13 protein-coding genes are annotated in these 12,481 nt (G+C 60.9%); 10 read left to right on the top strand and 3 right to left on the bottom strand.

Going from position 1 to position 12,481, the window contains the following annotated elements:
- Positions 1-84: 84 nt before the first annotated feature.
- From lysS to ACVWSC_RS22775, 6 genes are all read left to right on the top strand, one after another.
- Positions 85-1,587 (top strand): lysine--tRNA ligase, encoded by a 1,503-nt coding sequence (gene lysS, locus ACVWSC_RS22800; RefSeq protein ID WP_442109306.1) that lies wholly within the window; start codon positions 85-87, stop codon positions 1,585-1,587.
- A 156-nt stretch (positions 1,588-1,743) separates the two neighbouring features.
- A complete protein-coding gene (locus tag ACVWSC_RS22795) occupies positions 1,744-2,448 on the top strand; it encodes a TetR/AcrR family transcriptional regulator (RefSeq protein WP_442109305.1) in 705 nt (234 codons plus the stop codon).
- A gap of 28 nt (positions 2,449-2,476) precedes the next feature.
- Positions 2,477-3,022 carry a hypothetical protein gene (locus tag ACVWSC_RS22790; protein ID WP_442109304.1) on the top strand — a complete coding sequence of 182 codons (546 nt, stop codon included), beginning with the start codon at positions 2,477-2,479 and terminating at the stop codon, positions 3,020-3,022.
- 37 nt (positions 3,023-3,059) lie between these two features.
- The gene (locus ACVWSC_RS22785) at positions 3,060-4,337 is read left to right on the top strand and encodes a flavohemoglobin expression-modulating QEGLA motif protein (protein ID WP_442109303.1); all 1,278 of its coding nucleotides are present in this window, start codon (positions 3,060-3,062) and stop codon (positions 4,335-4,337) included.
- Positions 4,309-5,232, top strand: coding sequence for an alpha/beta hydrolase (locus ACVWSC_RS22780; RefSeq protein ID WP_442109302.1), 924 nt, complete (start codon positions 4,309-4,311; stop codon positions 5,230-5,232). The genes ACVWSC_RS22785 and ACVWSC_RS22780 overlap by 29 nt, the downstream gene beginning before the upstream one ends.
- Complete coding sequence (locus ACVWSC_RS22775; RefSeq protein WP_442109301.1) at positions 5,229-5,558, top strand: PA3694 family proteiin; 330 nt, start codon at positions 5,229-5,231, stop codon at positions 5,556-5,558. The genes ACVWSC_RS22780 and ACVWSC_RS22775 overlap by 4 nt, the downstream gene beginning before the upstream one ends.
- A 135-nt stretch (positions 5,559-5,693) precedes the next feature.
- On the opposite strand, the gene lptF is transcribed toward ACVWSC_RS22775, so the two are convergent.
- The 3 genes from lptF to ACVWSC_RS22760 form a co-directional block, all read right to left on the bottom strand.
- Positions 5,694-6,482 carry a lipotoxin F family OmpA-related lipoprotein LptF gene (lptF, locus tag ACVWSC_RS22770; RefSeq protein WP_442109300.1) on the bottom strand — a complete coding sequence of 263 codons (789 nt, stop codon included), beginning with the start codon at positions 6,480-6,482 and terminating at the stop codon, positions 5,694-5,696.
- Between the two features lie 48 nt (positions 6,483-6,530).
- Positions 6,531-6,944 (bottom strand): DUF4398 domain-containing protein, encoded by a 414-nt coding sequence (locus ACVWSC_RS22765; protein WP_442109299.1) that lies wholly within the window; start codon positions 6,942-6,944, stop codon positions 6,531-6,533.
- Positions 6,945-7,193: 249 nt separating this feature from the next.
- On the bottom strand, positions 7,194-7,538 hold the full coding sequence (locus ACVWSC_RS22760) for a pilin assembly protein (protein WP_442109298.1): 345 nt from the start codon (positions 7,536-7,538) through the stop codon (positions 7,194-7,196).
- 136 nt (positions 7,539-7,674) lie between these two features.
- Between ACVWSC_RS22760 and ppc the strand changes: the two genes are divergently transcribed.
- The 4 genes from ppc (at position 7,675) to ACVWSC_RS22740 (ending at position 12,481) form a co-directional block, all read left to right on the top strand.
- Positions 7,675-10,302: a phosphoenolpyruvate carboxylase gene (gene ppc / locus ACVWSC_RS22755; protein WP_442109297.1), complete on the top strand. Its 2,628-nt coding sequence runs from the start codon at positions 7,675-7,677 to the stop codon at positions 10,300-10,302.
- A gap of 254 nt (positions 10,303-10,556) precedes the next feature.
- A complete protein-coding gene (gene adk, locus ACVWSC_RS22750) occupies positions 10,557-11,207 on the top strand; it encodes an adenylate kinase (RefSeq protein WP_442109296.1) in 651 nt (216 codons plus the stop codon).
- Positions 11,208-11,293: 86 nt separating this feature from the next.
- On the top strand, positions 11,294-11,968 hold the full coding sequence (gene tsaB / locus ACVWSC_RS22745) for a tRNA (adenosine(37)-N6)-threonylcarbamoyltransferase complex dimerization subunit type 1 TsaB (protein ID WP_442109295.1): 675 nt from the start codon (positions 11,294-11,296) through the stop codon (positions 11,966-11,968).
- Between the two features lie 225 nt (positions 11,969-12,193).
- Positions 12,194-12,481: a hypothetical protein gene (locus tag ACVWSC_RS22740; protein ID WP_133216939.1), complete on the top strand. Its 288-nt coding sequence runs from the start codon at positions 12,194-12,196 to the stop codon at positions 12,479-12,481.

Below are 12,481 nucleotides of genomic sequence, written 5' to 3'. Positions count from 1 at the left end.
CCGTGGTGGGCCCGTGGGAGCGGGCTTGCCCCGCGATCCCTCATCCGCGAGGGGCAACGAACACCTGATGGAAAGAATGACGACATGAGCGACCTCAAGACCGACCCGCAAGACCTGCAACAGGAAGAAAACACCCTGATCGCGCTGCGCAAGGAAAAGCTTGCTGCCGAGCGCGCCAAGGGCAATGCCTTCCCCAACGACTTCCGCCGTGACAGCTACTGCAACGACCTGCAGAAACAGTATGTCGACAAGACCAAGGAAGAGCTGGAAGCTGCAGCGATTCCGGTCAAAGTTGCCGGCCGTATCATGCTCAACCGTGGCTCGTTCATGGTGATCCAGGACATGACCGGTCGCATCCAGGTCTACGTCAACCGCAAAACCCTGCCGGAAGAAACCCTGGCTGCGGTGAAAACCTGGGACCTGGGCGACATCATCGCCGCCGAAGGTACCCTGGCGCGCTCCGGCAAGGGCGACCTGTACGTCGAAATGACCAACGTGCGCCTGCTGACCAAGTCGCTGCGCCCGCTGCCCGACAAGCACCACGGCCTGACCGACACCGAGCAGCGCTACCGCCAGCGTTACGTCGACCTGATGGTCAACGAAGAAGTGCGCGACACCTTCCGCGTGCGCTCGCAGGTCATCAACCACATTCGCAATTTCCTGATCAAGCGTGACTTCCTCGAAGTCGAAACGCCGATGCTGCAGACCATCCCGGGTGGTGCCGCGGCCAAGCCGTTCGAAACCCACCACAACGCCCTGGACATGGCCATGTTCCTGCGTATCGCGCCGGAGCTGTACCTCAAGCGTCTGGTGGTCGGTGGTTTCGAGAAAGTCTTCGAAATCAACCGCAACTTCCGTAACGAAGGCGTTTCGACCCGGCACAACCCCGAGTTCACCATGCTCGAGTTCTACCAGGCCTACGCTGACTACGAAGACAACATGGACCTGACCGAAGAGCTGTTCCGTGAACTGGCTCAGCTGGTACTGGGCAGCACTGACGTGCCGTACGGTGACAAGGTGTTCCACTTTGGCGAGCCATTCGTGCGCCTGTCGGTGTTCGACTCGATCCTCAAGTACAACCCTGAGATCACCGCTGCCGACCTGCAAGACATCGACAAGGCGCGTGAAATCGCCAAGAAAGCCGGTGCCAAGGTGCTGGGCTTCGAAGGCCTGGGCAAGCTGCAGGTGATGATTTTCGAAGAGCTGGTCGAGCACAAGCTGGAGCAGCCGCACTTCATTACCCAATACCCGTTCGAAGTGTCGCCGCTGGCTCGTCGTAACGACGAAAACCCGAACGTCACCGACCGTTTCGAGCTGTTCATCGGTGGCCGTGAGATCGCCAACGCCTACTCCGAGCTCAACGATGCCGAAGACCAGGCCGAGCGTTTCATGGCCCAGGTGGCCGACAAGGACGCTGGCGACGACGAAGCCATGCACTACGACGCCGACTTCGTACGTGCCCTGGAATACGGCATGCCGCCAACCGCTGGTGAAGGTATCGGTATCGACCGTTTGGTGATGCTGCTGACCAACTCGCCATCGATTCGCGATGTGATCCTGTTCCCGCACATGCGCCCACAGGCCTGAGCCTATTGAACAAGCCGCCTTTCGGGGCGGCTTTTTGTTGCCGGTAGGAGCGGGCTTGCCCCGCGATCCGATGTGCCGACACACGGCGATCGCGGGGCAAGCCCGCTCCTACAGCACCTTCCACACCTTAGGGGTGAATCAGCTGTGACTCCTGCAATGGCCCAACAAGGCGCCGCTGGCGTTGCCACGTCGGTTGCCGAAAGTGTTCAGTATCAGGGCCGCAAGGCCAGTCGCCAGGGCAGTGAACAGCGCCGTCAGGACATTCTCGATGCCGCCATGCGCATTGTCGTGCGCGAAGGTGTTCGCGGTGTGCGGCACCGCGCGGTAGCCGCTGAAGCCGGTGTGCCACTGTCGGCAACGACGTACTACTTCAAAGACATTGAAGACCTGCTCACCGATACCTTCGCCCAGTACGTGGAACGCAGTGCGGCCTACATGGCCAAGCTGTGGGAACACACCGAAATCGTCCTGCGCCAGTTGCTCGCCCAAGGCGATCAAAGCCCGCAGTGCCGCGCGCGCCTGGCCGATGAAATCGCAAAGATGACCGCCGACTACGTGCAGCGGCAGTTGCACAATCGTCGTGACTTCCTGATGGCTGAGCAGGCCTTTCGCCAGGAGGCACTGTTGTGCCCGCGCCTGGCCGAGCTGGTCAAGCTGCACGAGCAGATTCTGCTGCGTGGCGCCGGGCAGATGTTGCAGGTGCTGGGCTCGCGCCAACCCCAGCAAGATGCGCTGGTGTTGACGGCGATTATCGAGCAGATGGAATATCAGGGCCTGCTCGACGCCTCACGCGCCGATGCGCAAGCGCAGATGCTCGCTATCCTTACCCGGTATCTGCATCTGGTGCTGGCTGCTGTGTGAGACGCGACTCTTTTTCAAGGAGAACCCGATGAAAGCCAGAAGTCTGCTGTTGGCGTTGTCGTTTTTGCTGCTGGGTGGTTGTCTGGTGACCTTCAATGAGCCAATGCCGGCCAACGAAGCGGCGCCCAAGGCCCTGCTGGGCAAATGGTCGAGCAAGGACGCCTGGGGCGAACCCCTGAGCCTGACCATCAGCCGCAGCGGTGGTAATGCTTACAAGGCAGTGGCTGTCGGCAAGGACAAGAAGCGCGATGAGTACGCCTTTACCGTGTCCAAACACGGTAATCGCTGGTACCTCTCGGCCGGTGTGCCCAAGCGCCTGGGCGGTAACTTCCTGATCGGCGGGTTCGATGTTGTCGATGGCAAAGAGTTGGTGATCTACAACCTCGATGTCGAGCAGGTCAATCAGGCGGTGGCGAAGAAAGAGCTCAGCGGGCGTACCTATGAGGTACCTGAAGACAACGGCGAAGGCGTGTTGATCGACAGCCCGGCCGAGCGGGTTCTGGCCTACCTGGATGACCCGGCCAACTCCGACCTGTTCATCGAAGTGGCGCGTTTCCAGCGCGCTGGCAAGTAGTCAAGGCAAGTCATACAGACCATTCAAGGAGTTTAGGGTGGACGAGTACCAGCAGACAATTCGTGCCCTGTCTGATCGCATTGTCCTGGCGCAAACGCCCATTCGCGTGCTCGATGCAGTGAAGTGGGACGACAGCATCCGCCAGGCTTTTCTCAAGACCAAAGGCAAGGAGCCGCCGCAGGTGGACCGCGCCTATTACCTGGGGCGGCCGCTGTCGTTCGATTCCAGCGCAGTCAAGCTTGAGTTCCAGAACATCGAGCGCGATATCACCCGGCAACTGGGTCAGTTCAACCCGGTTGGGCAAATCATGCGGCGCATGTGCAAGGAATACCGCATGGTAGTGCGCATGCTGGAGGCGCGTGGCACCGAGGATTTCGGCCTGATCTCCCAGGAGCTGTATGGGGCGGCGTCCGATGCATTTCATGCTGGCGATCCGACCCTGGCTGACCTGGGGCTGATGCTTTCGGACTACCTGAACAACATCGACGGCCGTGGCGACCTGAAGGACGAACCGAAGAACCTTACCGCCAAACAGGCAGTGGAGATGCTGCAAGGCCGCCTGAACAAGGTGTTCAACGAAGCCGAAGACACCATCCGCGTGTTCGAGTCTGATGGCATTGTCGCCGACGCGGCGGCAGGGGCGGACTACATCAAGATTCGCGCCGACGCCATGTTCAACAGCCGTGATGTTCGTGCCCTGGAAGTGCACGAAGGCCTGGTGCATGTCGGTACCACCCTCAATGGCCTGAACCAGCCGATCTGTACCTTCCTGGCCAAGGGCCCGCCCTCGTCGACCGTGACCCAGGAAGGCCTGGCGATTCTTATGGAGGTGATTGCCTTTGCCTCCTATCCGAGCCGCCTGCGCAAGCTGACCAACCGTACCCGCGCCATTCACATGGTCGAGGAGGGCGCCGACTTCATGCAGGTCTACGAGTTCTTCCGCGCCCAGGGGTTCGGCATGCCGGAGAGTTACGGCAATGCCAGCCGGGTATTCCGGGGTTCGGTGCCCAATGGCTTGCCATTTACCAAGGACTTGTCCTACCTCAAGGGCTTTATCATGGTTTACAACTATATTCAGTTGGCCGTGCGTAAAGGCAAGCTTGAGCAGATCCCGCTGTTGTTCTGCGGCAAGACCACCCTTGAAGACATGCGTACCTTGCGCCAATTGGTCGATGAGGGCCTGGTTGAACCGCCCAAGTACCTGCCGGAGCAGTTTCGCGACCTCAATGCGCTGTCGGCGTGGATGTGTTTCTCCAACTTCCTCAACCACCTGAGCCTGGACCGGATTGAAGCCGATTACTCGAATATTCTCTGATACCCGCTGCAGGCTCATCGGCCTGCTGCTGGTGTTACTGAGTCTGGGTGGTTGCAGTTCACTGTTGTTCTACCCTGAGCCTGGCCAACCCTTTACCCCGCAAAAGGCCAAGCTGGAGTACCGTGACATCACCCTCACCGCCGCCGACGGCACGCGCCTGCATGGCTGGTGGCTGCCGGCCAAGGCGGGTGTGGAGGTCAAAGGCACGGTGCTGCACTTGCATGGCAACGGTGGCAACCTGGCCTGGCACCTGGGTGGCAGCTGGTGGCTGCCCAAGCAGGGCTATCAGGTACTGCTGCTGGACTATCGCGGCTATGGCCTGTCCCAGGGCGAACCAACGTTGCCTGAGGTTTACCAGGACATCGAGGCAGCGCTCAACTGGCTGGACCAGGCACCCGAAGTGCAAGGTAAGCCGCAGGTACTGCTGGGGCAGAGCCTCGGTGGCGCCATGGCCATTCATTACCTGGCCCAGCACCCACAGCAGGCCAAGCGCTTCAAGGCCCTGGTGTTTGACGGCGTACCGGCCAGTTACCGTCAGGTCGGACAATTCGCCCTGAGCAACTCATGGATGACCTGGCCCTTTCAGGTGCCGCTGTCGTGGCTGGTCCCCGACGGTGACAGTGCGATCCATTCGATCAGTCAGTTGAAAACGCCACCGAAACTGTTTTTCCACAGCATCGATGATGCCATCGTGCCGCTTACCAACGGCATCCAGCTGTACCAGGCCGCGCCACCACCCCGGGTGCTACAACTGACCCGCGGTGGCCATGTGCAGACCTTTGCCGACCGCACCTGGCGTCAGGTCATGCTGCGCTTTCTGGACGACCCGGCACATTTCAATGGATTACGCCGTTTGGCCGAAGTCCCCAATTACCCTGACGAGACGTCACAATGAGTGAAGAACGTAACGCTATTCCCCTGATTATCACCGGTGTGTGCAGCATCATCGGTACGGTTGGCGCGCTGTGGTACTACGGCTACCTGCATTTCGCCAAGCCTGAAGACGCGCTGCTGCTGTCGGATTTCACCATGCTCAAGACAGTGCCGGGGGAGGACTACAAGATCTCGTTGAAGCCGGCCAACCAGGTGGCCCAGTGTGTGGATGGCGTACTGGTGTTGTTCGACACCTCGCAAAAAGGCCTGACCGGCGTGCTGGTGGACAGCAAGAAGCAGGCGGTTCGTTGCCTGGGGCAGGAAACGCCGCAGCAGGTTGAGGAATAAACGCATCCCGGGGGAGGTGGGAGCAACTGTCTTGCACCACCTGTAGGAGCGGGCTTGCCCCGCGATTGCGGCTCGTCTGCCACACCGAATCGCGGGGCAAGCCCGCTCCCACAGGTAGTTGCCACCAGTGATCAATCAATGCGCCTGGCTGACCGTGCGCGGTGCCACTGGCTGGTTGTCATTGGAGATGGTCACCTCGACCCGGCGATTCTGCGCCCTGCCTGAGTTGCTGGCGTTGTCCGCCACCGGAAACTCCTTGCCATATCCCTGCGCAACGATGCGTGCCGGTTCTACCCCTGCACGCACCAACGCCATACGCACAGCGCCAGCGCGGCGCTCGGACAGTGACTGGTTGTAATTGGCGCTGCCTTTGCTGTCGGTGTAGCCCTCAACAATCACCTGACGATCCGGATTTTCCTGCAAGTAGCGCGCAAGGGTGGTGATGTTAGGCAAGGCGCTGCTCTTGAGCGTGGCCTTGTCGAAGTCGAACAGTACATCGCCAAAGGTCACCAGGGTGCCGCGATCGGTCTGCTTGGCATTGAGGCTGTCCTGCAGTTTCTGGATCTGCGCGTCGCGCGCATCCAGGCGGGCTTTGGCGCGCTGGGCCGAGGCGTCTTGCAGTTTGTTTTCTGCCGTGCGCAGGGCAATGGTCTGCTTCGCCACTTCGACGCGTTGGTTGGTCAGGTAAGCCAACTGATCGACGTGCTGCACGTCTTCTTTGTTCTGGTACGCCGCATCGGCTTTGTTCAGCCAGTCTTGGGCGTCCTTGGTTTCAAGGGCGGCGACTTTGCTCGCCTGCGGGTTGCTCTGCAGGGTCGAGAAGTTGCTGCGGGCCGACTCCAGGTTGGCGTTCGGTTGTGTCGAGCAGGCCGCCAGAGCAACGCTCAGGGCCAGCAGGGCGGGAATCATCATCTGGGTGCGCATAAGGTCATCCTTTGATCAATTACGAGAACAGGGGGCGGCAACGCAGCATCACTGCGTGCTGCGCATGCCTTCCTCACGCAGGTCCTGAACGCCCTCGTGGGCATCCTGCACGGCCTTTTCGGCCTTGGCCGCCTGCGCCTTGCGTTCGGCAACCCGCGCATCCCACTCGGCCTGCTCGGCCAGGCGTTTGGCGTCGGCGTACTGCTTGTCGTGCATGGCGATTTCCGCCTGCTTGAGTTTGTCCTGCGCCGCTTTCATTTCCACGGCGGCAAACTCGGTGCCGCCGGCGCTGACAGCCGAGTTCACCGCCGATTGAGTCACCGCGTACTGCTCGCTGGGTGGCTTGCCGGCGCATCCGGCCAGCACCAGGCTGCTGCCCAGTGCCAGTAGGCTCAGCTTGAGCCCGCGCAGGTGAGTGGGAGAGGGATTAGTAGTACGGGTCTTCATAGTGGTCAGCTCCATTGGATCACTCCTGATGAACAGTGAATTCCGTAACAGTCCATAGGCGCCTCGTCGCCGTCGGCGCGAGGGAATTGCCGTGATGGCTACTGGCTGTGACCGAGGTGTTTTTTCGATAGTTCAGAAAAAATTGCCGCAAAATTACGGCTTTTACTGACTGATCGGTCAGTCGTTTTTTTCGGAACTTCCGAGGTGCGCCGTGGTACGCGGGCGCCTGCGCAGGCGCCCGTTATCGGCTCAAGAGGCGGGGGGTCAGTGGCTTGATTCGTCGTTGTGGCTGTTTATGTCCTGCAGGTAGCGACGCGACAATTTCAGAAAGCGCGGTGTTGGGCCGATGTCTTCGTACAGCGGGTCGCCCTCTTCATCGGTGGCAATCACCTGCTGGCCCTGGATGTACGGGAAGCTCGCTTCCAGCTCTTCAAGGGCTGCGCCAAGCAGTTCGCCCAGCAGCTCTTCGGGGCGACGCTTGGGGTACATTTCGGCCAGGGCCGCCAAACGTGCCGTCGACTCCACATCCAGATGCAGAACGTGGCCAGTGGGGCTGAGGCGGCCTTTGGCGTTCTGTTCCCAGTACTTGGCAAGCTCGCGAATTTTCATGATGACCTCTTCAATCCTCAGGGATCTGATTTCAGCGTAGCTACTGCGCAGCCTTTGGTCTGCCTTGAAAGCATGACCGGTACTGGGGCACTCTGGGGCCAGAGCGGTTTTCCAGGAATGCCGGAGACTAAGGCTGATGACTGATATCGATGTGCGCTTGCGTGAAGATGTTCATTTGTTGGGCGAGTTGTTGGGAGACACCATTCGTGAACAACACGGTGAGGTGTTCCTGCAAAAAATCGAAGACATTCGGCGCAGCGCCAAGGCCGATCGCAGTGGGGCTGGTGAGCAGTTGAGTTCAACCCTCAACGACCTGGCCGAAGACGAACTGCTGCCGGTGGCACGCGCCTTCAACCAGTTTCTCAACCTGGCCAACATCGCCGAGCAGTACCAATTGATTCGTCGTCGTGACGCCGATCAGCCAGCACCCTTCGAAGCCCGGGTGTTGCCCGAACTGCTGGCGCGGCTCAAAGCCGCCGGGCACAGTGACGACGCGCTGGCGCGCCAACTTGGCAAGTTGAACATCGAACTGGTGTTGACCGCCCACCCCACTGAAGTGGCGCGCCGCACCCTGATCCAGAAGTACGATGCGATTGCCGCGCAACTGGCGGCGCAAGATCATCGCGACTTGATCCCCGCCGAGCGCGAGCACGTTCGTGAGCGCCTGCAGCGGCTGATTGCCGAAGCCTGGCACACCGAGGAAATCAGGCGCACCCGGCCAACGCCAGTGGATGAAGCCAAGTGGGGCTTTGCGGTGATCGAGCACTCACTGTGGCACGCTATTCCGCATCATCTGCGCAAAGTCGACAAGGCGTTGCACCAGGCCACAGGCCTGCACCTGCCGCTCGAAGCTGCGCCGATCCGCTTTGCCTCATGGATGGGCGGTGATCGTGACGGCAACCCCAATGTCACCGCTTCAGTAACCCGAGAGGTGCTGTTGCTGGCGCGCTGGATGGCCGCAGACCTGTTCCTGCGCGATATCGAATCGCTGGCCGCCGAATTGTCCATGCAGCAGGCCAGTGACGCGCTGCGGGCCAAGGTGGGCGATGCCGCCGAGCCGTACCGCGTGCTACTCAAGCAATTGCGCGACCGCCTGCGCGAAACCCGCAGTTGGGCGCACAGCGCCTTGACCTCGGCGCAGACGCCTTCGCCCCAGGTATTGCACGACAACCGCGACCTGTTCGAACCCTTGCACCTGTGTTTCGAGTCGTTGCACGCCTGTGGCATGGGCGTGATTGCCAACGGCCCGTTGCTTGACTGCCTGCGCCGGGCGGTGACTTTTGGCCTGTTCCTGGTACGTCTGGATGTGCGTCAGGATGCGGCTCGGCACACCGCCGCGCTCAGTGAGATCACCGAGTATCTCGGTCTTGGCCGTTACGCCGACTGGGATGAAGAGGCGCGCATCACCTTTCTGGCGCAGGAACTCAACAACCGTCGCCCACTGCTGCCGGCTTACTTCAAACCCCAGGCCGATACCGCAGAGGTGCTGGCCACCTGCCGTGAGATCGCTGCTGCGCCTGCGGCTTCCCTGGGCTCTTACGTGATCTCCATGGCCGGTGCGGCTTCTGATGTGTTGGCGGTGCAGTTGCTGCTCAAAGAGGCCGGGGTACAGCGGCCCATGCGGGTGGTGCCGCTGTTCGAAACCCTCGCCGACCTCGATAACGCTGGCCCGGTGATGGAGCGCCTGCTCGGTTTGCCGGGCTACCGCAGTGCGCTGCACGGCCCTCAGGAAGTGATGATCGGTTACTCCGACTCGGCCAAGGACGCGGGCACCACGGCAGCCGCCTGGGCGCAGTATCGGGCCCAGGAAACGCTGGTACGCATCTGCCGCGAGCAGCAGGTCGAGCTGCTGTTGTTCCATGGTCGCGGTGGCACGGTGGGGCGCGGCGGTGGCCCGGCTCACGCGGCCATTCTGTCGCAACCGCCAGGTTCGGTAGCAGGGCGCTTCCGCACCACCGAACAAGGCGAGATGATCCGCTTCAAGTTCGGCTTGCCAGACATCGCCGAACAAAACCTCAACCTGTACCTGGCCGCCGTTCTGGAAGCGACCTTATTGCCGCCACCACCACCGCAGCCGGCCTGGCGTACGCTGATGGACGAGCTGGCCGCTGATGGGGTCAAGGCCTACCGTGGCGTAGTGCGCGACAACCCCGAATTCGTCGAGTACTTCCGCCAATCGACACCAGAGCAGGAACTGGGGCGCTTGCCGTTGGGCAGCCGTCCGGCCAAGCGCCGCGCCGGGGGAATCGAAAGCCTGCGGGCGATTCCATGGATCTTCGGTTGGACGCAGACGCGTCTGATGCTGCCCGCCTGGCTGGGTTGGGAGGCAGCGTTGAACAACGCGCTGAAGCGCGGGCAGGGCGAGCTGTTGGCCGAAATGCGCGAGCAGTGGCCGTTCTTCCGCACCCGTATCGATATGCTGGAAATGGTTCTGGCCAAGGCCGATGCCGATATCGCCCGCTCCTACGACGAACGTCTAGTGCAACCAGAACTGCGACCTTTGGGTGCGCATCTGCGCGACCTATTGTCGCAGGCGTGCCAGGTGGTGCTGGGTCTGACCGGGCAGCCGGTGCTACTGGCACACAGCCCGGAAACCCTGGAATTCATCCGCTTGCGCAACACCTACCTGGACCCGCTACATCTATTGCAGGCCGAGTTGCTGGCACGTTCGCGCAAGCAGGAAGCCGCTCTGGACAGCCCGCTGGAGCAGGCCCTGCTGGTCACTGTGGCGGGTATCGCGGCCGGCTTGCGCAATACCGGTTGAGCCAGCGCGCAGTGTCATCAATTGCCTCGACAGAGAGGGGAGAATGCTTGCAAAGCAATGGGTTGCGCTCGGCGCAACCTGTGCTTTGTGCGGTGAGTGTGTGTGGTTTTTTCCAACTTTCGGGCGCTTGTGTGGCTCGAAGGCGCTGTGTATCTTGAGCAGCCTTTTGACTGATTTGTAGTCATCACCCAAATTCCGGACTTGGCCCTCTGCGCCGACTCCATTGATTTGCTTACAAAAATGAGGAGCACAATATGCGCGTGATTCTGCTGGGAGCTCCCGGGGCCGGTAAAGGTACTCAGGCAAAGTTCATCACCGAAAAGTTCGGTATTCCACAGATCTCCACCGGCGACATGCTGCGTGCCGCGGTCAAAGCTGGCACCCCGCTGGGTCTGGAACTGAAAAAAGTCATGGACGCCGGTCAGCTGGTTTCCGATGAGCTGATCATCAGCCTGGTCAAGGAGCGTATCGCTCAGCCAGATTGCGCCAACGGCTGCCTGTTCGATGGTTTCCCCCGCACCATTCCGCAAGCTGAAGCGATGGTTGCTGCAGGCGTCGATATCGATGCCGTGGTCGAGATCGCCGTGGACGACGAAGAAATCGTCGGCCGCATGGCGGGTCGTCGCGTGCACCTGGCCTCGGGCCGCACCTACCACATCCAGTACAACCCGCCGAAAGTCGAAGGCAAGGACGACGCCACTGGCGAAGACCTGATCCAGCGCGACGACGACAAGGAAGAAACCGTGCGTCATCGTCTGTCGGTCTACCACAGCCAGACCAAGCCCCTGGTGGACTTCTACCAGAAGCTGTCGGCTGCTAATGCGGGCAAACCGAAGTACAGCCACATTGAAGGCGTCGGTTCGGTTGAAGCCATCACCGCCAAGGTTCTGGCTGCACTGAGCTGATTGACGCTTGGTACGCAGACAACGGCCCGCTTGCGGGCCGTTGTTGTTTATAATGCCGCTCTTTTTTCATTCGCCTGGATACCCCGATGACCACCTTGCTGGCCCTGGATACCGCCACTGAAGCCTGCTCCGTTGCCTTGCTGCACGACGGTAAGGTTTCCAGCCATTACGAGGTGATTCCACGCCTGCACGCCCAGAAACTGCTGCCGATGATCCAGCAACTGCTGGCCGATGCTGGCACCACCTTGTCTGCCGTGGATGCCATTGCCTTCGGTCGTGGCCCGGGCGCTTTCACTGGCGTACGTATTGCCATCGGTGTGGTGCAAGGCCTGGCTTTCGCCCTGGAGCGTCCGGTGTTGCCGGTGTCGAACCTGGCGGTGCTGGCCCAGCGTGCCTTGCGTGAGCAGGGTGTAACGCAGGTGGCGGCCGCCATCGATGCGCGCATGGATGAGGTGTACTGGGGCTGCTATCAGGCGGTCGACGGTGAAATGCGCCTGCTGGGTAACGAAGCGGTACTGGCCCCCGAGCGCGCTGTTCTGCCGGAAGGCGTCAGTGGCGAGTGGTTTGGCGCCGGTACCGGTTGGGGTTATGCCGAGCGCATTCCAGTGGCCCTGAGCGGCCAGGATGCCAGCCTGCTGCCGCATGCCGAAGACTTGCTGACCCTGGCGACCTTTGCCTGGCAGCGGGGCGAGGCGATTGCGGCTGACCAGGCTCAGCCTGTCTACCTGCGCGATAACGTGGCAACCCCGAAAGCGCGGTAACACCCGGTGGGAGCAACTGACTTGCACCACCTGTGGGAGCGGGCTTGCCCCGCGATTGTGGTCTGTCAGTTACATCGCATCGCGGGGCAAGCCCGCTCCTACTCGTCTATTATTCCAAGTGCAAATAAAACCTTTGGCCCAAACTGTGGTCTAGTTATCGTTCGGGCATTAGCGAAGGAATTCTGATGCTGCTAAATTGCCATCATTGTTCTTGAGAAGATCGCCATGCGCATAGACGGTTTTTCCTCACAGTCCTACCCCATCAAGCGGGCTCCGCGCAAAGCACCGGTTCGTAACGATGACGTGGACGAGGATCTGCCGGGCGAGTTCGAAGTACAGCCTCAGGCCAGCAGCGGCCAGGCGCGCACGGCGGGTTTGCCAGCACGCCAGCAGGACATGATTTTCCCTCGCGCGCGCAACAAACGCACCGCTCAGGCCCTGGCTAGCTACCTGACCACTGCAGGTTTCGTTGACTGGGAGATGGAAGTGCTGGGGCTGGACCTGTACATTTGA

This window comes from Pseudomonas sp. NUPR-002 (genome assembly GCF_056322725.1).
The sequence above is the reverse complement of the archived record's forward strand: the minus strand, read 5'-3'. Positions and strand labels throughout refer to the sequence as shown.